Here is a 21,253-nt window from a genome sequence, read left to right as displayed (position 1 = left end):
ATGAAGAATCGTACAAAAAAATTTCTAACAGGTTCCATTATTGCAGCCCTATCCGTTAGTTTATTGGCTTGTAGTAATGATAAGGCAAGCAGCGGTACAAAGGAAAAGGAAAAAGCAGATCCAGCAAAGTCTGGTGAACTTACTGGTAAAGTTACACTTTGGACTGCATCCTTGGCTGGTGAACCATTTGATACATATTTTGCGAACATCGAGAAGAAATTTGAAGAGATGCATCCTGAGTTAGATGTGGTGATTGAAGACGTTCCACAAAATGAGATGGAGCAAAAGGTATTAACCTCCCTTACAGGCAGTGACGTACCGGATGTCGTAAACTTGAACCCGCACTATATGTCTAACATTGCAGCACAGGGCGGTTTACTTGATTTGACTGATGAACTTAGTGATGAAACGAAGAAATCCTATGTAGATGGTCCATTCGAATCTGGAATGTATGATTCTAAGCTATACGCTCTTCCATGGTATTTAACAACTACTGTTGCTTGGTATAATGGCGACCACTTTGAAAAAGCAGGCGTGACAGAGCTTCCGACTGATACAAAAGGAATCTATGAAACTGCTAAAAAAGTAACAGATGCTACTGGAAAAGCCTCTTACTATCCAGTTATTAACGATGGAAATACCATTATGGAAAAGATGGTTTCTCTTTCTAACGGTACAGCTATTGTAAAAGATGGAAAGGCACAGCTTGAGAACAATGAAGCGATTCTTGAGTTCTTCACCTTAACACAAAAGATGTATAAAGAAGGAATTATTCCACAAGAAAACGCTGAAGGTTCCATTAAAACAGGTCAAGAGCTTTATATGGCAGGAAGCCTTTCCCTTCTTGAAGGCGGCGTAACCTTCTTAGGTCCAGTTGAGTCTGGTGCACCTGAAGTATTTAAAGCTTCTAAATCAGGCCAACCGCTTAATGCAACTGATGCTCCAGTAAACGTTGCAGTGATGAACTTTGCTATCCCAAGCAAAACCAAAAACAAAGAAGCTGCTGTCGCTTTAGCTCAATTTGTTACAAATGCTGAGAATCAATTAGAGTTTGCTAAAACGGCGGGAACGGTGTTACCTTCTGTAAAAGCATCTTTAGAAGATGATTACTTCAAAAACCCTGGTGATTCACCAAAGGCTCTTGGTATGCTAGAAGCATCTAAGTCCCTTCTTCGTGCCAAGGTATTAATTCCGCCGACTGAAAACAGTGCGGACCTGCGTGCAGCAACTAAGAATATCTTTGTTAAAAACCTGCAGGGTAAGGTTACACCTGAAGAAGCGTTAAAGGAATTGGCTGATGAATGGAATAAATCATTTGAAAAAACGGGTGAAAAGGTAACATTCTAACCAATGAACAAGGGGCTAGCTTTTTTACCAAAAGGCTAGTCCCTACTTTTTAAAAGGGGAGTTTAAAATGAGCAGGGAACCACTTGTCGTATCGAATATCAAAATGAAAACTGTCCGAAAAAAGCGCAGATGGAGCATGCAAAATGTTACTCCTTGGCTGTTTTTACTCCCGACGATTTTGATCTTGGGAACCTTTCTTGTCATCCCGATCTTAGAGGCCTTTAAGTGGAGTCTCTTGGACTATAAAATCATTGCGGATACGGGTGAATTTGTCGGATTAGCTAATTTTAAAGAGATATTTGCAGATAAGTATTTTTGGATGGCACTGGGGAATACACTATTGTTTTTAGTGATTGTGCTGCCGTTAAATGTCTTTTTACCAATGATTTTAGCAGTCCTAGTTAACCAACAGATTAGAGGAGTCAGTACATTTCGGGTGCTCTACTACCTGCCGGTTATTACACCGATGGTTGTAGCCGCATTAATGTGGAAGATGCTTTATTCGCAAGAAGGCATTATTTCGAGCCTGCTGGTGAAGGTCGGCATCTTTGATTCTCCTACTAACCTGCTAGTCCAATCTTCCACTGCGCTAACAGCTGTAGCGGCGATTACCGTTTGGAAGGGCTTAGGTTATTATATGATTATCTACTTGGCTGGTCTGCAGTCGATTCCAAAGGATGTTTATGAATCTGCCAGTATTGATGGCGCCTCTATTTTTCAACAGTTTAAAAGAATTACAGTACCGATGCTGATTCCTTCTGTCACACTTGTTTCTGTCATGACGATTATTGCCGGGATGAAGGTGTTCGAGGAGATTGCGATTACAACAGGCGGCGGCCCATCAGGGGCAACGACAACTTTGGTCATGTATATTTTTCAAAAGTTTATTAGCTTAGATGTCAGTATTGCCTCAGCGGCGGGAGTGGTGCTATTGCTGTTAGCGATTGCTGCCTCACTGTTGCAAATGAAGTTAACCAGCAAACGCGAAGATGATCTAAGAGCGTAAGAAGGGGAGAGCACGGATGAAAACAACGAAATTATCACAAAAAATATGGCTCTACGCCCTGATGCTCCTGATCACGGTATTAACGGTAGGACCATTTCTGATTACTTTATTGATGGCTTTGAAATCTTCAGGGGAAAGTATTTATGGATCCATTGTCCCGACTGACCCTACACTTCAAAACTTTATTATTTCTTTTGAAAAAGCGAATTTTGCTACGTACTTCTTCAATACGGTGATTGTTACTGGAATTGCGATTCCACTTAATCTATTATTTTGCAGTTTAGCGGCATACCCGTTAGCAAGAATGGATTTCAGAGGGCGCAGTGTGGTTCTGGCATTAATTATTTCAACGATGATGGTGCCATTCCAGCTTTACATGGCACCGCTTTTCCAGCTTGCCGATCAGTTCGGTCTGCGCAATACCCATCTTGGACTGGTGGTCATGCAGGTATCAACGGCCTTTGGAATCTTTTTGATGCGTCAGGCATATCTAAGAATCCCTAGAGAATTAGAGGAATCAGCCTATCTTGATGGGGCAAATAAATTTAAGGTTTGGTATTTGGTGGCGGTTCCGCTTGTGAAACCAACACTGGTTACACTCGCCATCTTTACCTTTATGGGAACATGGGGAGATTATTTATGGCCATTACTCAACTCTACTGAGAGCAGGATGTATACGTTGTCCATCGGGTTAGCGCAGCTCTCGCAAAACTTTGATGGCTCGAACTTGAAATTGGTAAGTGCGGCTTCAATTTTAACGACTATTCCGACCTTGCTCATTTTTATCTGGCTGCAAAAGTATTTCATTTCTGGAGCAACAGATGGAGCGGTTAAAGGGTAATGACAAGACAAAGGGGTGAATAATAGTGACGACGGTAGCTTTTTGGGGCAGAGATATTCCGGTTTTGTATGAAATGGACTGTGTAGTAGTGGGCGGAGGTACGGCTGGTGCAGCGACAGCCATCTCTGCACTCGAGGAAAAGCTGAAGACGCTTGTGGTCGAGAAAACGATCAGCTTGGGCGGAACGCAGACCAATTCCCTTGTTTCACCGATGATGCCAACCCACGTGAAGGCGCAACGAGTGAACCGGATCATTACCCAGCGTCTCCAGCAGGAGAACATTGAAACGAATGATGGCACAACGACCTGCAGCTGGTTTAATGTAGAAGCATTAAGCTATGTGCTGGAACAATTAATTACCGAGCGGGAAGGGAAAATCCTTTACGATGCGAATTTTATTGATTGTATAAAGGATCAAGAGCGGATTACCCATATTGTCGTGAACACGTGTAATGGGCTGGCAGCGATTAAGGGGAAGACCTTTGTTGATGCAACAGCAGATGCTATTGTTTCAAGGACAGCAGGTGTTGCTGTTGACTCTGGAAACCAGGACGGTCAGAATCAGCAAATTTCATTCCGCTTTGAAATGGGCGGAATCGATATCCCAGAATTAAGGAAGTTCATTCTTTCACAAAATGAATCCTTTTGTAAAATCGAAAACCCTGATTTTTTTGAAATTGCGATGGTCCCAGGAAAGGGCCATGTGCTTGAGCCCTTCTTCCACAAGGGCTTAGCGAACGGGGATTTAACCGAGGAGGACCTTCGCTACTTCCAAGCTTTTACTCAGCCAGGAAAGCCGACGGTTATGTCGTTTAACTGCCCGCATATTCCAGGAATCTATCAAACAACAGACCCGAGACTTCGGTCAGAGGCTGTTATAAAGGGAAGGGAAATGATTCGCCGTCTGGTGCATTTCTTACCTAAGTATATTCCCGGCTTTGAAAAGGCCTTTCTATTAAAAGAAGCCACACAATTAGGCATCCGGGAGTCCTACCGAATTATGGGGCAGTATGTGTTAACGGAAGAGGATTATCTAAGCCGCGCCCGGTTTGCTGACGGAATTGCCCGGGGTGACTGGTATATTGATGTACATAGTGTGAAAAAGGAAGACGTTGAAAAGCCTAAGTACTCAAGAGGGGAATATTATGAAATTCCTTATCGATCGCTAGTTACCCATGAAGTCAGTAATTTGATTGTAGTTGGCAGACATATCTCAAGTACGTTTCTCATGCAGGCTTCCTTAAGAATACAGCCGACCGTCAGAGATATGGGGCAGGCGGCAGGACTTGCATGTGCCTATTCCGTTCAGCATTCGGTTGCGCTGAATCAAATAGACGGATCAGTGATTAAGCAACAGCTTGCGCTAGAGGAGGGTTCATCATGAACGAAATCAAAGAGGTACATATATTGAATCATACCCACTGGGATCGTGAATGGTATGAAACCTTTGACGAGTTTCGCTATAAGCTTCGGAACGGCCTTCGCTATATCCAGGATTTAATTGAGAAGGGTCAGCTGGATAACTTCTTTCTGGATGGTCAAACAATCGTTCTCGATGATTATCAAGAGATTGTCAGTCCCGCAGAATATGAGCGTTTTCTTACTTTTATCAAATCAGGGAAGATTGAAGTCGGACCTTGGTATCTGCTTGCAGATGAATTTCTCGTTTCGGGTGAATCGATTCTGAAAAACTTAGAGATTGGAACAAACAAGGCAAAGAAGCTAGGTTCAGCCTATCAAATCGGTTATCTGCCAGATACCTTCGGCCATATCAGCCAAATGCCGCAAATCTTAAGCGGGTATCAGATTGAGTCGGCGCTTATTTTCCGCGGTGCTGTTTCTGACAGATTTGAGAATCAGTGGGAAGGTGCTGATTCTAGCAAGGTGTTTACGTTTGTTTTGCCATTATTTGAAGGATACTATCAAACATTCTTAAAGCACGATACCTTTATCGATGAGACGAAAAAGTACCTTGAAGCGAATGCTCCGTATGTAAGCTTCGGAAAAGCTTTGATTATGAACGGGGCCGATCACACCTTTCCTAGCGCTGATATGAAAGAGCGGGTTGAGAGGTTAATACACGCATTTCCTGGTGTTGAGTTCAAGCAGTCATTAATGTCTGATTATGTACGGGCACTCAAGGCAGAGAAACCTGAGGGACTCGTAGTTGGTGAGCAGCGCAATCCTGAGAAGATTTTTATCCTTCCGGGTGTTTACTCGACAAGGACGTACTTAAAGGATCAAAACCAGAAGTGTGAGGATCAGGCAATTGGCGTGATGGAAGCAATGAATGTTTGGACGAATGGTTCATCAGAATCTGCAGAATTCATCGAGTATGTCTGGAAGTTGATTTTACAAAATCAGCCTCATGATAGTATTTGCGGCTGTAGTGTCGATGAAGTGCATAATGAAATGGAAACGAGAACGCAAAAAGTGTTGAGTGCGATTCGCCAATTTTCGAGTGACACATTGAATACACTTTTTCCGTTTGAGTTTTTAAATAGTAGGATTGAAAATCAATATCTCTATTTAGTCAATAATACACCGCTTGCTGAAGTTTATCCTGTTAAAGCGGTGATTCGAATTCCGGCGGAGCAGGACCTTGGGGCAATTAAGCTTTATGACCAAGACGAAGAAATTCAGTTTGATGTGGTCAAAAGAGAAAAACGCGAGGAGTTCTTACGTCACATTTTAGCTGAGCCTCATTATGCCGAATATGTGGTCTATCATATATCGTTATCCCTCCCGTTTGACGGGGCTGAAATGAAGCGGCTTCGGATTGAACGGGTGAATCGCAAGACGAAGACGGTTGAAAATATTGATGCTGTTTTGATTGAAAATGATTTTTATCAAGTTCGCTGGGATAATAGTGGTTTGCAGATTACCGATCTTGAAGGAAATAAAGTGTATGAAAGCCAGCATCAAATCATTTCCACACTCGATGCGGGTGATACGTATAATTATTCTCCGCCGATTGATGATCTTGTGAGTAAAGCGGTCATTACCGGTGTTAGTGAGGAGAAAAAAGGTACTGGATTTCAATCATTGACTCTTCATTACGAAATGAAACTGCCGGCCTCATTAAATGAAGCGAGAACGGGGCCAAGTGAGCAGCTGGTTGTGAATACGTTCACGACAAAAGTGACTTTATATCAAGGAAATCGGATGATTTATTTTAAGACAAAGGTTGCTAATAAAGCCAAGGACCAAAAGCTTCGTGTCGGGTTTGCGGTATCGAAAGCTGATACGAGCTGGGCTGATACGGCCTTTGATTTACTGAAACGGAAAACACTGAGAGAAAAAGAGTGGGATATGCCAAAAAATAAAGAGGCGGTCATGAATCAATACCCAACCTATTCATCTGTGTTTGCCAATGATCATCAGCTCGTTCACCGCGGTTTGCAGGAATACGAGGTTGATTGTTTTGAAGGCCAGGATACCGCCTTTTTAACGATGATTCGAGCGGTCGGCTGGTTATCGAGAAGGGATTTGCGTACCCGCGGTAATGGTGCTGGCCCAGGGTTTGAAACTCCTGGAGCACAATGCATCGGAACCTATGAATTTGAGTATGGACTGGTTCTAGCTGAAAAGAATCATTCCTTAAACTATAAGATGCTTTTGCGTCAGCCGGTGTTAAGTCAGCAATCTTATACATTAAAGGATGAACAAAAGCTGTTTAAGCTATCGGGGACACCTATCACATTTTCCTCGTTTATGTTGAAGGAAGAGGATTCATTTGATATCCGAATGTTTAACTCGTCTTCCGAAGAGCAAACGACAGAATTGATAGTGGGTTTTGTTCCGGAGGGATTGTCTGAGGTAGATTTTACCGGGAAGGTCGTAGCACATTATTCAGCACAAGCTAAGACGACGATTACTTTTAGACCAAAAGAGATTAAGACCATTCGTGTGAATAGAAAAGGTCAGTCATAAGAAAGTCAATGGTTCCAACCAAAGAAATGAAGGTGATGTAGGATGAGAAAGTTTTTAGCGTTTGATATTGGCGGAACGTTGATTAAATATGGCGTACTGAACGAGGATGGCACGTTTGCAGAAAAACACGAATGTCCCACAGAGGCGCATTTAGGCGGCGCCGCCATTATTAATAAAGTAAAAGATTGTGGAAAATCTTTGATTGAAAAATATACAATTAGCGGAGTTTGTATTAGTTCGGCTGGGCAGGTGGATTCAAAGGAAGGTACGATACTATATGCTTCTGAACTGATTCCCCATTATTCAGGTACCCCTTTAAAGAAAGAGCTTGAAGCCTTTTTTAAATTGCCGGTAGAGGTTGAAAATGATGTAAACTGTGCGGGTTTGGCGGAGTCCTGGATTGGCATGGGCAAGGAGGCCAAAAGTCTCTTCTGTCTGACCGTCGGTACTGGAATTGGCGGAAGTTATATCTTGGATAATAAGCTGCATACCGGGCATAGCTTCAGCGGCGGCGAAATTGGCTATATCCCGATTGAGGGAGAACAGTTCCAGGAGCTAGCTTCAACCAGAACTTTAGTACGGAATGTGGCGAAGCGAAAGGGTGTTTCCGAAACCGAATTAGATGGTAAAGCGATTTTTGAAATGGCTCAGGCTGGCGATGAGATCTGTATTCAAGAGATTGAGCGTCTGGTTTACTATTTATCCAAGGGCATCGCTACGATTGCCTATATGATGAATCCGGAAATGATTATTATTGGCGGCGGCATTACTGAACAAAAGGATTATCTCTATCCATTGATTAGCAAGCAGCTGCAGAAGGACATTATCCCGAACATTTTGAAACAAACACAAATCAAAATTGCTCAGAATTTAAATAATGCAGGAATGATAGGGGCCTTGCGCCATTTTATACTACAGGAATCGCTTCAGCCCTTAAAAAGCGTGACCACGATTATTGAGTCAAATTTGCATAAGCTAACCAAACGTGAGCAGATGATTGCTAAATATATTATTCAAAATATGGAATCCGTTCCTAATAAAACGATTTCTGAATTATCGCGGCAAATTAATGTTGCAGAGGCAACGATTACCCGATTCTGTCAGAAGCTTGAGTTTGGTTCCTATAATAAGCTGCGCCTGCTGGCAAAGGAAGCTTCGGTCAGTACGAGAGTGTATGAACCGAATGATTTGGCGAGCATGAACGGAGTAAAAGAAACCTATATCATGCTGATGAAAAAATTCGATACTCTTCATCAAAAGCAAGCAATACAGCAATTGAAGCAGCAGTTAAGTACGGCAAAAAAGGTTTACCTGTATGGCGGGGACGAACTTTTCCTTGTGGCTGAGCAGTTGAAATATAAATTAATGAAGCTTGGCATCCAGGCAAGCACTTTTTCAACGAGTTTTGAAATGGAAATGTCCGCTCATTCCCTAACTCCAGAAACAATTGTGATTGGTTTTACGGCAACGGGGTATACAACCGATGTCGTGACCATTCTGGGAAAGGCGAACAAAGCAGGATGTGTGACGGTCGGAATTACGAGTCAGAAGGATTCCCCTGCAGCGGAACTCGCAGAGATTTGCTTACTCATTCCGGCGATGGAAGGAATCGAAGTCGAAAGCAGCTCGATGGGCGAAGTATCTGCCTATTACCTGTTTGATGTTGTTCTTAATGGGATGACGCGTGGTGGACAGGCGGCAGGTTCGAGAACAGGTTTAGTGGAAGACGCCTCTGCGGGGAGTTCGGAGGCAGGTTCAAAAGCAAGTTCAAAAGCTAGTTCTGTAGTAGATCAAGAGGGAATCTCGGAAAACGGTTTAGCCGCTAACCTGGGAGCAAGTGCTGATGAAAATAAGGTTGTCTTGTTTGATTAAATGAAAGAACGAAAAGAAGCAGGAGGAATCTTATTCCGTCTGCTTCTTCTGTTAACGGAAAGCCAGTAATCAATTTTTTTACGGAAAGTGGTGAAATTTTTGAGAGTTGCCTATTTACCAATTGATGAACGTCCTTGTAATGTTAACTATGTTCAAATGATCGCTAATTCCTCTGTTGAGGTGGAGTTGGATCTACCTGATGAGGAATTGTTAGGGTATAAAAAGAAAGCAGCCGATACCGAGGGGATTTGGGCGTGGCTGCAACATGCTGCTAAAACGGCAGATGCCCTGATTATCAGCATTGACATGCTAATCTACGGCGGATTGCTGCCATCTCGCCTGCATTATTTAGCCGAGGAAGCAGTGGTGACTTGGGTCGAGCGGCTTCGTTTACTCCATTACACCTACCCAGACCTGCCGATTTATGCATCCAACTTAATCATGCGTTGCCCTAAATATAGCTCAAGCGATGAAGAGCCGGATTATTATGAACAGTGTGGGCGGGAACTGTTTTTACGCTCATATTTTTTAGATAAGCAAAAACGTGAATCGTTATCAACAGAAGAAACGGAGCAATTACAGGACATTGAAGCTCGGTTAAGGGTTGAGTACATCGTGGATTATGAGACAAGGCGGAACTTTAACTCAGCTATTAATCTGAAGATCCTCGAACTTGTAAAAGAGGGTGTTATCAAGTTTCTAGCGATCCCTCAGGATGACAGTGCAGAGTATGGGTATACGGCGATGGATCAAATCAAGGTGGTTAAAAGGCGTGATGAGCTTCGCCTGCAGCAAAAGGTCCACATGTATCCAGGTGCAGATGAGGTAGGTGCTACCCTTTTGGCACGAGTTTATAATGAGTTAAAAGGACAAAGACCGAGGATCTTGCCGATTTGGAGCAGTACGCTTGGCCCCCGGCTGATTCCGATGTATGAGGATCGTCCGTTTGCCGAAAGCTTAAAGAGTCATGTGTTAGCAGCAGGCTGTCAATTAGTGGACCGGGAAGAGGAAGCGGATTTGATTCTAGCTTATAACACACCGGGACGAGTCATGCAGGAGTCGTGGGAACAGCGTAGCAAGGATATCACCTATTCTAGTTTTCGTCATCTCTTAACCTTTGTGGATCAGATTAATCGTATGATTAAATCTGGAAAAAAGGTGATTTTGGCCGATGCGGCCTTTGCTAATGGCGGAGATGGTGAACTGATTGCGATGTTAGATGATGAGGGAATATTAGATCAATTAGTTTCCTATAAGGGTTGGAATACCAATTGTAATACTCTAGGAACCACGCTTTGCCAGGGAGTTCTTGGGGTGGAAGGGAAGCCTGAAGTTTTGAAAGAAAACCTGCTTTATCATCTTTTGGATGATTATTTTTATCAAGCGGAGGTCCGGATGGAGTTAGTCGATGATTTTCTTCCGAAGCTTGATTTAACGTACTTTGATTTAAAAGATAAGGCAGATTTGTTGAATCAGGAACGGGATCAACGACTCATTACACGATTCCATGAGTTGATTTTACATAGCTTTAAAGATTGTGAATTAGTGAGAGTCGGAAGTTTTGCACCATGGAATCGCATGTTTGAATGTGGGCTTTCCCTACAAATAAATAGGAAAGAGGGTAACTAATTTGTTAGCAGAAATGAAAGGCGGCTTAGTGGTTTCTTGTCAGGCTTTAGAGGATGAGCCATTACATGGTGCTGAAATCATGAAACGAATGGCTGATGCAGCTAAAAGAGGCGGGGCTGTGGCGATTCGTGCAAACGGGGTAGAGGACATTCGTGCGATTAAAGACTATGTTAACCTACCGGTGATCGGGATTATTAAAAGAGAATATGACGATTCTTTTGTTTACATCACTCCGACCTTGAAGGAAGTAGAGGAGTTAGTAGAAGTCGGTGTTGATTTAATTGCGGTCGATGCCACTGACCGCTTGCGCCCAGGTGGACTGGATTTAGCGGCATTTATGAAAGAGCTGAAGATGAGGTTTCCAAACCAGAAATGGATGGCAGACTGCTCGACATTGGAAGAGTGTATCGTGGCGGAACAGCTTGGCTTTGACTGTGTCGGTACCACGATGCATGGATATACGGAAAAGACAGTGGGAAAGAAATTATATTCCAATGACTTTGAGTTTTTAAAGGCAGTTGTTGCCGCGGTTAAGGTACCTGTTATCGCTGAAGGCAACGTAATCACACCTGAAATGGCTGCAAAAGTCCTGAAATATGGAGCCCACTCAGTCGTCGTCGGGGGAGCAATCACCCGTCCACAGCAAATAACAGCAAGATTCGTCGAAGCAATCATAGGTTAGCGCAGGGACGGTTCTTCTGCTTCCATCAAGGAAGCAGAAGAACCGTCCCTGTGCTTCACAAAATAGGGATTTAACGCTACACTTTCTGTATATAGGTGATTTTGAGCAGGTGTGAGGATGAATAGTAGACAGAAGGAATTGCTTCGGTTGTTGCTCGTTCGTGAGGAAGGGGCAATGCAGGTAAAGGATTTGGCGGAAGAGCTTGAGTGCGGGGAGAAGACGGTTCGAAATGATTTAAATAGACTTGAGGAGTTTTTGCTCGATTTTCCTAGCAGCAGCCTGACTCGGAAGCCTGGTTTTGGAATCGCTATCGAAATAGACGATGAGGGTCGTTCTAAGATCCTACAAAGTCTACATTCTAGTGAGCCAAAAACAAACGAAGAGCGGTTGGTTGAGATTGCCTTTCAGCTCTTAACAAGTGAAAAAGCGATTACCTTACAATATTGGGCGGACCAGTATTATGTGCCGAAAGCAGAAATAAAGAAAGATATAGAGGATATCGCAGGCTGGCTGCAGCGTTTTGACCTGGAGCTTGTCTCAAAGCAGCGGCTCGGAAATGTCATTCAAGGGACAGAGTTGAGTAAGCGCAGTGCACTTGCGCATTTGCCAGAGCTCATTTCAACCATCACAAGTGGGAAAAATGTCGTGTTGGACCTGTTTTTGCCCTATGAAATTAGCGTCGTTAGAAAAGCGATCGACGGGATGCATGACAAGTTTAAGATTGCTTTTACGGATGGTACGATAGAAAGCCTGTTGGTCCATGCGCTAATAATGGTGAAACGAACACGACAGCGTTCACCCGTATTTGTCCATGATTCTGAAATGAAAATGGTCTGTGAAAGGCCGGAATACCAGTATGCAAGCTGGTTCTTTGGACAGCTGGAAACGACCTTTAGCCTATCGTTTCCAGAAGAAGAACGGACGTACTTTACCTGGCATTTGATTAGTGGCAAGCGTACGGAGGAAGGTTCACATCAGGGTCTAGATTTTGAGGATGGGGTCACTAAGATTGTTCATATTCTCGTTGGCAAAATGTCAACGCTTACGCAATACCCGTTTGATGGTGACTCTATTTTAAAGAACGGCCTTGCGATGCATATGCATTCGGTCGTTAACCGTATTAAATATGGATTTCCCATTACAAATCCGCTGCTATTGAACATCAAGAAAATGTATCCGTATATGTTCAATATGGTGATTTTGACGCTTGAAGAAATCAAAAGCATCTATGGAATGGAAATTCCGGAAGATGAGGCTGCCTATATTGTGCTTCATTTTCAAGCCTCGATAGAACGGCTTGAGGGAAAGCGGGATAGTAAGAAAAAGGCACTGATTGTTTGCCACATGGGAATCGGTATGTCCCATTTGCTAGAAGCAAAGATTGAACAGCAGTATCAGGATATTGAAATCTTAGCCTGCGTCGGCAAAGCAGAGGTATCAGATTATGTTCGGAAAAATCCAGTTGATTTTATCATATCGACGATTCCACTTGAAAAAATCAACCACGAAAATATTGTCATATCGTCGCTGTTTGGGCAGGAGGATAAAAAGAAGTTGAGCCAGTTTGTTGAGGTACTGAAACAAAAGGACAGTGAAGGTCAAGACCAACATCCTCTGTTAACTTTTTTGAAGGAAGATCTCTTGCTCATAGATGTGGAAATGGAACATCGATTTGAGGTTGTGGAAATGCTGGCCAGTGCACTTTTTGAAAGAGGGTATGTACAAAAAGAATTTGTTCATAGCACTGTGGGCCGGGAGCGGAAATCTGCCACTGCCATTGGCGGTGGAATTAGCATCCCACACGGAAATCCATCACTGGTTGTAAAGTCAGCAGTCGCCGCTGCCATCTTGAAAAAGCCGCTGATGTGGGGAAATGAGCGGGTTACCCTCGTCCTGATGCTAGGGCTGTCAAAGGAAAACCAAGGAGAAAATCGGAGTCTAATTGGAAAAATCGCAGCACTTAGTGAAACACCTTTGATGGTGCATGCGTTATCAAGTGCAAGTGATTATCAGGATTTTGTCAGTATCTTAGAAAAACAAAAATAGAGATTAAAGAGTGGAGGCTGACTTCCGCTCTTTTTTTCGCATTTAGCGAATAAAAATTTTTTTACCGCAAATTACGGTAAAAAGAAATTATTTTATTGGACAAGAGCCAAGGTAGTATATAAGTAAGCGATTACTTCGTTTATTTTTTAAAAGATGGAGGAGAGTATGATGGGGAAGATATTAGCGGTTACCGCTTGTCCAGTTGGAATTGCCCATACGTATATGGCTGCTGAAAATCTACAAAAAGCAGGCCTAGCGTTGGGTATCGATATAAAAGTAGAAACACAAGGTTCAATTGGTGTGGAAAATGAATTAACGGATCAAGATATTGCTGAAGCAGACGGGATTATTATCGCGGCAGACAAGGATGTTCCGAAAGAGCGTTTTGCTGGTAAAAGAGTGATTGTTACGGGTGTGAAGGACGGGATTCGTAAACCAGAGGAACTGATTAAACGGATTCAAAACGGAGACGCTCCTATTTATAAACCAGAAGCAGCTGCAACTAGTGGCAGTAAAACAGGTAAACAAAAAGAAAACCCAATTTATAAGCATTTAATGAGTGGTGTATCCTACATGGTACCATTCATTGTCGTAGGGGGATTGTTAATTGCCCTTGCGTTAACACTTGGCGGCCAACAAACACCAGGTGGAATTGTGATTCCAGATGATTCAATTTGGAAGCAGGTTGAAAAACTTGGCGGCACGGCGTTCATGTTTATGGTGCCGATTTTGGCCGGTTTTATTGCCGTCAGTATAGCTGACCGTCCAGGGCTTGTACCAGGGATGATTGGTGGTTATATTGCAGCAAACGGCAGTTTTTATGGAAGTGAAGCAGGTGCCGGGTTTATTGGTGGGATTATTGCCGGTTTCTTAGCAGGTTATGTGGCCTTGGCGATTAAGAAAATTAAAGTGCCAAAAGCGGTTCAGCCGGTTATGCCAATTATTTTCATTCCAATCTTCTCATCTGTGATTGTTGGATTACTCTTTATCTTTGTGATCGGTGCTCCGGTTGCATCAGTGTTTGAAACTCTTACTGGGTTCCTTGCTGGTATGCAGGGTGGGAGTTCGATTTTATTAGCGATAATTTTGGGTGCGATGATTGCCGTTGATATGGGAGGTCCATTCAACAAGGTAGCTTTCTTATTCGGTTCTGCGATGATTGCTGAGGGGAACTATTCCATCATGGGTCCTATTGCGGTTGCGATTTGTATTCCTCCAATTGGCCTTGGAGTAGCAACATTTATTAACAAACGTAAATTCCGTCAGAATGAGAGAGAAGCAGGTAAAGCGTCCTTTACAATGGGATTATTCGGGATTACTGAAGGTGCGATTCCCTTCGCAGCACAAGATCCGCTTCGCGTCATTCCTAGTATTGTTGTCGGTTCGATGGTCGGTTCTGTTATTGCGATGCTATCAAGTGTTGGTGACAGAGTGGCTCACGGTGGACCGATTGTAGCGGTTTTAGGTGCTGTTGATAATGTGGTGATGTTCTTTGTAGCTGTTATTGTCGGTGTCATTGTAACTGCATTGATGGTTACATTCTTGAAGAAGGATGTTGAAGGCGAACCTGTTGCCGCTGGTGTTGGAACTGTGTCAGAAGTGGATGTACCTGAAACGTTGGGAAAGGTAGAAACGACGAATTTCCATGTAGAAATCCGTAAATTAACGGATATTACAAATATAGATTTAATTGAAACGAATTTAAAGGGTAGTACTCGTGACGATGTGATTGAAGAGTTAATTGGCAAATTAGATGCAACTGGAGTACTAAGCTCAAAGCAAGCTTTCAAACAAGCCATCTTAAACCGTGAAGCGCAAAGTACTACTGGCCTTGGAATGAATATTGCGATTCCACATGGAAAATCAAGTGCTGTCAAACGCCCGGCAGTCGTTTTTGGAATCAAGCGTGATGGAGTAGATTGGAAAAGCTTAGACCGTACAGATGCAAAACTAATCTTCATGATCGCTGTCCCAGAAAATGCAGCAGGGGACTCACATTTAAAAATTCTCCAAATGCTATCAAGAAAGCTTATGGATGAAAGCTTCAGAGAACAATTATTAAAGGCTACATCGAAGAAAGAAGCTTACAAACTTCTTGAAACGATTTAATAGGTTGGTATACTAAATATGTGAGGTTTCCATTATGTTGGAAAAAAGAGAGCGGCTATGCTCTCTTTTCTCTGTATTTTCATAAAAGTGAACAAGAGTATAAATTTGGAGGTTACTATGTATAGATATGAACCGATTTTTTTACAGCCTGTTTTACAAGAAAGAATTTGGGGTGGTCAGAAGTTAAAAACAGAGTTTCATTATGATATTCCGTCAGCCCAAACAGGTGAAGCATGGGTGATTTCTGCACATCCGAATGGCCCTAGTATGATTAAAAATGGACCTCTTACTGGAAAAACGTTAGCGGATGCCTGGTGCGAACATGGAGAGCTTTTTAAAAAGAAGGCTGGTAATCAGGAAGAGTATCCATTGTTAGTGAAGATATTAGATGCTGCAGATGATCTTTCTGTACAAGTGCACCCGAATGACCAGTTTGCCCGTGAAGTGGAAAATGTCCCTTATGGCAAAACAGAGTGCTGGTATGTGTTAAGTGCGGAAGAAGGTGCTGAGCTTGTGTTAGGCCACCATGCTAAAGAGCCTGAGGAATTAGCAGAGATGGTGGACAAAGGTGAATGGGACAAGCTGTTAAGACGAGTTCAGGTGAAGGCTGGAGATTTTGTCTATGTGCCAAGCGGTACCATTCATGCGATTGGAAAGGGCATCGTTATCCTAGAAACACAGCAAAGCTCAGACATCACCTATCGTGTATATGATTACGACCGGAAAGACGCGGCAGGCAATACACGTGAATTACACCTAGAACGTTCGATTCAAGTGACTACCTTTCCACATCAGGATCCATCAGTTGAACAAACAGAGACAGTGATGGGTGACTTAGTAGAAAAGAAATTGGTGGAAGAGCAGTATTTCACTGTTTATCATTGGCAATTAAACGGCAGTGCATCCCTTGAATTAACCAAGGACTTTCTACAAGTAAGCGTGGTTGAGGGAAAAGCAACCATCACCATAGACGGTAACTCATTCCCAATCGAAAAAGGCACCCACTTTGTACTACCCTACGGAATCCGTGAATACCAGCTTAAAGGAAACGCAAAATTTATCGTTTCACATGTGTAGTGCATTGGGACCTTCTTCTTCACTTAACCCATGTTTTTATAGGAACTGCTAGTCGAAGACTGTGACTGTTGCTCGACAAAAATTGCTCATAAAAACTAGCATGAGTTCGTTTTCCTAAAGGGGTTTGCTTGCAGTTAATCAAACGTTTGATTAAGTATTTTTGAGCTAATCAAACGTTTGATTGAATTTGCGAATATACTTGCTATAATGGCTTTTGATTTGTTTTTGAGGAGAGAAAATAGTCGAATGGTGAGTGGAAAATAAGTAAGAGAATCCGGGTGTTGGACATCACCATTCCCCTGGTGACAGTATAACTTTTTCAGTCATACCACTAACCAACAGTAGGGGTTGAAAGGACAAAGTGTGAGCAAAGGGTGGAGATTGTCCGAATAGAAAGGAGCCATTGGCATGTTGCCAGGGCTCCTTTCTATCATATGGAGGGGGTGGATTTCGAGGGTAAAGCACTGGCTGACAATCCACGGCTTTAGCTGTGGGAGTTATCAGTGTACACGATTACTCTATGATGGCAGTAATGAAATTTCGGAAGAGTGGACGAGCAGAATTTTATATTGAGAATTTATGTCTTGAATTTCGCAATAATCTGAGGAGTATCGGTAAAGAAGAAAATAATTCATATCATTGTATTGAACTAATGTCTTTTGCATCGTTATCCCCCTTATAAAAGCTATATGTAAAAAGAATCCCAGTGCCGGCTCCTCCTTCGCCAAACACCATGATAGCCACACCTGCTATCCCCGCTATAAATATATTACTAAACGATTGTTAATTAACTGTTTCTAGATGTTAAGCAATTGTTAATCTTATGTAAAAGTTCATGGGGACGGTTCTTCTGCTTCCTTTGAAGGAAGCAGAAGAACCGTCCCTGTGCATTCATTGAAGCGGGATGTAGCCGGTCTGGGCAATTATTTCTTGTCCTTGTTCGGACTGCATCCATTCGATGAATGCTTTTAGATGAGGGTTGTCACTGCCGGCTGTAATGGCGTAGAATTCTGCTACGATGGGGTAGGTTTCGTTTTGAATATTTTCTTTTGTTGGCAGGATGCCTTCTACGGCAATGTTTTTAATTTTTCCGTTCTCAACCATGTTCTGTGAAAAATGTCTGAATGAAAAACCGATCGCATTTTTCCGATTTTGGTAATTCGTCGTTTCTTTGATTATTCCCCCCATGCCAGAGGCAATATCTTCCGAAGGCGGATTCATTAATGAAATACCATCCATCATCTTGATTAATGCAGACTGACTGCCGCTACCTTCTGGACGTTGAAACGCACGGATTTCTTCATCCTCTCCGCCGACTTCACTCCAATTGGTAATCTCACCAGCATAAATTTCCTGAATTTGTTTGATCGATAATTCGTCTACTGGATTATCAGCATGGACAAAGAAAACAAAAGCTTCTCTCCCAACCGGGGTCAAGGTAAGGTCTACTCCTTGTAGCTCCGCGAATTCCATTTGCCTTTTAGAGGGGGGTGCAATAAAGACGATATCCACTTCTCCTTTTAATAACCGGTCAAAGGCATGGCTCGTTTGGCTGGAAACAACCTCACCTTCATATAGTGGATATTCTTTTTCTGGATAAACAGCTTGTGCAAAGGCCGAATAAACCGGATATAAAGCCGTTGCCCCGTCTAACAATGGAAGGTCGTGTTCTATTTTAAAAGAAGAAGGTTCATCCAATGAAACAGCTTTAGTATTTTTTCCAAAAGGGCGGTACTCCGATAAATCTACATCCTGTGAGCTGACGACTTCTAGCGATTTTTCGTAGGCTTGAAAGCCTTCAAATGCAGTGAGCGAGACAGCACTTATCGCGAAAAAAGCAATTGCAGCATTTTTGGCCAATTTATTCTTGAGTTTTCCATAGATTGCAAGAATCACAGCAATGATTAAACCGATGGTTAAGGCTGGAATAAAAATCGTGTAAAACTCTGCATCTCTTGAAAGTGCTGCGATAATCGTTGCTACAAATCCACACAATCCAAATACAGCAATCGTCAGTATCGTACCAAAAATTTTCATACCGTCCTCCTAAATGTGGGCATTTTGTTTTGTTTAATATGTACCTTATTTTTCGTTTAGTGTAATTTTACACGATTTTGGATATTTGGGTCAATTAGGAAAAGAAAAATTTAGATCTTAATATATATCAAAACAAGTGCCTGTCGCGCCCCGGGTTTTATTTAGAATTGCTTGATTTTTAATGATTGTAGAATAGATTTCTGTTTTGTTTCTAGAGTTCATTTTGCAAAAGGGGGGGTTAGTGGGGTTATAAATTGTTTTAGAACACTTCTACTAAAGCACCGTTTTGTCCTATTATCATTTTCAGAAATATCGATAGTAGAATTTAGTAGACCTTAGCCCCCTTACCGTCAATGAGGCAAAAGATAAGGAAAATTCGTAGATGGAAGCTGGTCTGTTAGTCTACTTATCTCCCTCTATCTAGTAAATTTAGCTCATTTATTAACTGAATTTTCATAATATATGGAAATTATTGCAAACCCTCCCGTATAATAAAAATGCTTGGTTACTTTCTATTAAAAAGGGGAGATCTACATGAAGAAAAAAGTGCTCGCACTATCATTGTCCGCGGTGATTGCAAGCTCTGGCTTGGGGCTTACGCCATCGTTTGCAGCTGGCAATGGTCCGGATGTCAATGGGAACGAAACGGTGCAAACGGCCATGCTGACAACCTATGATGAAATGGCTATTTTTCTAAAAAAGGAAGCGGATAGACAGCCGCAAATGGAACTCGAAGTGATTGGCCAATCGGTAAAAGGACGAGACCTTTTTCTTGCAAAGTACATGTCTAACCCAGAAAACCCAACTATCCTTTTTCTAACTCAGCAGCACGGGAACGAAGCCTTAACAACAGAAGGAGCACTGGATTACATACGTCATCTTGGCTCAAACTCGAAACAAACACAGGAAATGCTTAAGAACGTCAATATTCTGATTGTCCCTATGTTAAATGCCGATGGAGCAATGGGCGATGTGAATTTCTCGCTTGACAACTATATGGCGAGCGGAAGACATTTGACTCGGTTTAACGCAAACAGACTTGACTTGAACCGGGACCATGTGAACAAAGTGGCACCTGAAACACAAGCATTGCATACAAATGTACTCCAAAAATACGATATTGATTATATGATTGATTTTCATCATCAAGGGACTCAAGAGGATTACTTTGGAAAGTTAACGACGGGGTCGGTGCTGGCTCCTTATCACCCAGATGTTGATCCTGATGTGTTGCTAGGTTCCAAGAAGCTTGCAACTGTCCTGTTGGAAAGTGTAAATTCCAAGGGCTGGGGATTTGTACTGAAATATGATGAACCATCTACCAATATAAACGTTGCCTCGAATGCCATGGCACTGCAGTATGGAATCTCTGTCATGCTGTTTGAAATGCGCGGGATGGCAGACCATTCGTACGAGCCGTATGTCCTTGGCCAAAAATCGAACGGATATCTCATCAAGCAAGCCTTTACGGCGATGGATGCTACCGCAAAAGCAATTGCAAACGGGTCTATTTCAACGGCCGATCCTGCTGTTTACGATCAGCTCCCTGAGCAGCATTATAGTTATTAGTATTAACAGATTAAAAGACTTGAGTTCGATGTTTCAATGGACTCAGGTCTTTTTATTTTCACCGTTCAAGTTTACGCTGCCTAAATCGTAATTGAGATATAAGACCAAGGGGGGCTCCTAGTTGTTCTTATTCAGGATTTTTTTATGAGTCAAAAAAATTGATTGTGGTCTTCTCACTAACATACAAAATAGATTGAAATTTAAATATACTTTTATTAATCTATTAACAAGATTAGGGGGAGATGATCATGATTAGAAAAATGACTAAAAGGGATCATGAACAGGTTCTTTCTTTTTTAAGTGAGGAGCCATCAATCAATTTATTTATTATTGGCGATCTAGAGGCATTTGGATATGATTCTGATTTTCAGGAGATTTGGGCAGAATTCGATGAGAAGGAAGAGATAAGAGCCGTACTTCTACGTTTCTATCAATCGTTTATTCCCTATGCTAAAGGGGATTTTAATGTTAACGAATTTGTTTCGATTATGAAAAATTATAATCAGCCCATTTATCTTTCTGGGAAAACAGAGCTTGTAGTAAAGTTTGAAGCATTTGATGATTTAGTTCTTGGAAAAAAGCAAGTGACTTACTTTGCTGAATGTCTCACTAACGAACATCTTGGCTCTACTAATTTGGAGATAAAAAAGGCGGATGTAGTGGATGTAGACCGAATCATTGAACTCCGTGGCAGCATCGAAGAATTTACACTTAGAAGTGATGCTCGTGATATATTGCATCAATCCATGGAATCGAACACCGGTAGAACCTACTATACGGAAGAAAATGGCGTGATAACCGCTTGTGTTTCAACCGCTGCGGAAAACTCACTTTCTGCGATGATTGTCGGTGTATGTACTAAAAAAGAATATCGCCGCCAAGGACTCGCAACAGCTATCATGCAAAGACTCTTTCAAGACGTATTAGCAGAGGGGAAAACTCTGTGCCTGTTCTATGACAACCCTGCTGCCGGACGTATCTACAAGCGACTAGGCTTCAAAGATATTGGCATGTGGACCATGCATAGATAGCGCAGGGACGGTTCTACTGCTTCCTTGAGGAAGCAGTAGAACCGTCCGAGATCACTGAAAAAGTCCACTTTTTA

Annotated in this window: 15 protein-coding genes; 13 read left to right on the top strand and 2 right to left on the bottom strand. The window is 42.3% G+C overall.

Annotated features, from left to right (window positions below; genetic code table 11):
- The 11 genes from BTR25_RS18695 to manA all read left to right on the top strand — a co-directional run bounded on the left by BTR25_RS18695 (window position 1) and on the right by manA (window position 16,542).
- A complete protein-coding gene (locus tag BTR25_RS18695) occupies window positions 1-1,347 on the top strand; it encodes an ABC transporter substrate-binding protein (RefSeq protein WP_075689560.1) in 1,347 nt (448 codons plus the stop codon).
- Between the two features lie 67 nt (window positions 1,348-1,414).
- Window positions 1,415-2,353 (top strand): carbohydrate ABC transporter permease, encoded by a 939-nt coding sequence (locus BTR25_RS18690; protein ID WP_083652466.1) that lies wholly within the window; start codon window positions 1,415-1,417, stop codon window positions 2,351-2,353.
- A gap of 16 nt (window positions 2,354-2,369) precedes the next feature.
- Window positions 2,370-3,194, top strand: a complete 825-nt coding sequence (locus BTR25_RS18685; RefSeq protein WP_075689559.1) for a carbohydrate ABC transporter permease — start codon at window positions 2,370-2,372, stop codon at window positions 3,192-3,194.
- A gap of 25 nt (window positions 3,195-3,219) precedes the next feature.
- Window positions 3,220-4,578, top strand: coding sequence for an FAD-dependent oxidoreductase (locus tag BTR25_RS18680; protein ID WP_175596831.1), 1,359 nt, complete (start codon window positions 3,220-3,222; stop codon window positions 4,576-4,578).
- Window positions 4,575-7,127: a glycoside hydrolase family 38 N-terminal domain-containing protein gene (locus BTR25_RS18675; protein ID WP_075689558.1), complete on the top strand. Its 2,553-nt coding sequence runs from the start codon at window positions 4,575-4,577 to the stop codon at window positions 7,125-7,127. The genes BTR25_RS18680 and BTR25_RS18675 overlap by 4 nt, the downstream gene beginning before the upstream one ends.
- Window positions 7,128-7,169: 42 nt before the next feature.
- Window positions 7,170-8,999: an ROK family protein gene (locus BTR25_RS18670; RefSeq protein ID WP_075689557.1), complete on the top strand. Its 1,830-nt coding sequence runs from the start codon at window positions 7,170-7,172 to the stop codon at window positions 8,997-8,999.
- Window positions 9,000-9,098: 99 nt separating this feature from the next.
- Window positions 9,099-10,628, top strand: coding sequence for a DUF4127 family protein (locus tag BTR25_RS18665; RefSeq protein WP_075689556.1), 1,530 nt, complete (start codon window positions 9,099-9,101; stop codon window positions 10,626-10,628).
- A 1-nt stretch (window position 10,629) separates the two neighbouring features.
- Entirely contained in the window at window positions 10,630-11,310 is a 681-nt protein-coding gene (locus BTR25_RS18660) for an N-acetylmannosamine-6-phosphate 2-epimerase (protein ID WP_254842747.1), read from the top strand.
- Between the two features lie 117 nt (window positions 11,311-11,427).
- Entirely contained in the window at window positions 11,428-13,356 is a 1,929-nt protein-coding gene (locus BTR25_RS18655; protein WP_075689555.1) for a BglG family transcription antiterminator, read from the top strand.
- 168 nt (window positions 13,357-13,524) lie between these two features.
- Window positions 13,525-15,465: a PTS fructose transporter subunit IIABC gene (locus tag BTR25_RS18650; protein WP_083652465.1), complete on the top strand. Its 1,941-nt coding sequence runs from the start codon at window positions 13,525-13,527 to the stop codon at window positions 15,463-15,465.
- A 117-nt stretch (window positions 15,466-15,582) separates the two neighbouring features.
- A complete protein-coding gene (manA, locus tag BTR25_RS18645) occupies window positions 15,583-16,542 on the top strand; it encodes a mannose-6-phosphate isomerase, class I (RefSeq protein WP_075689553.1) in 960 nt (319 codons plus the stop codon).
- Window positions 16,543-17,060: 518 nt separating this feature from the next.
- On the opposite strand, the gene BTR25_RS27750 is transcribed toward manA, so the two are convergent.
- Both BTR25_RS27750 and BTR25_RS18640 read right to left on the bottom strand, forming a co-directional pair.
- Window positions 17,061-17,207: a hypothetical protein gene (locus tag BTR25_RS27750; RefSeq protein ID WP_175596830.1), complete on the bottom strand. Its 147-nt coding sequence runs from the start codon at window positions 17,205-17,207 to the stop codon at window positions 17,061-17,063.
- Between the two features lie 226 nt (window positions 17,208-17,433).
- Window positions 17,434-18,579, bottom strand: a complete 1,146-nt coding sequence (locus BTR25_RS18640) for a PstS family phosphate ABC transporter substrate-binding protein (RefSeq protein ID WP_075689552.1) — start codon at window positions 18,577-18,579, stop codon at window positions 17,434-17,436.
- A gap of 534 nt (window positions 18,580-19,113) precedes the next feature.
- On the opposite strand from BTR25_RS18640, the gene BTR25_RS18635 reads away from it, so the two are divergent.
- Complete coding sequence (locus BTR25_RS18635; protein WP_175596829.1) at window positions 19,114-20,148, top strand: M14 family zinc carboxypeptidase; 1,035 nt, start codon at window positions 19,114-19,116, stop codon at window positions 20,146-20,148.
- Between the two features lie 248 nt (window positions 20,149-20,396).
- The gene (locus BTR25_RS18630; protein ID WP_075689550.1) at window positions 20,397-21,179 is read left to right on the top strand and encodes a GNAT family N-acetyltransferase; all 783 of its coding nucleotides are present in this window, start codon (window positions 20,397-20,399) and stop codon (window positions 21,177-21,179) included.
- Window positions 21,180-21,253 lie beyond the last annotated feature (74 nt).

Source organism: Bacillus sp. MRMR6, from assembly GCF_001940785.1.
Lineage (GTDB): Bacteria > Bacillota > Bacilli > Bacillales > Cytobacillaceae > Neobacillus.
Note: the sequence above shows the minus strand (reverse complement) of the source record. Positions and strands in the feature narration are given on the sequence as shown.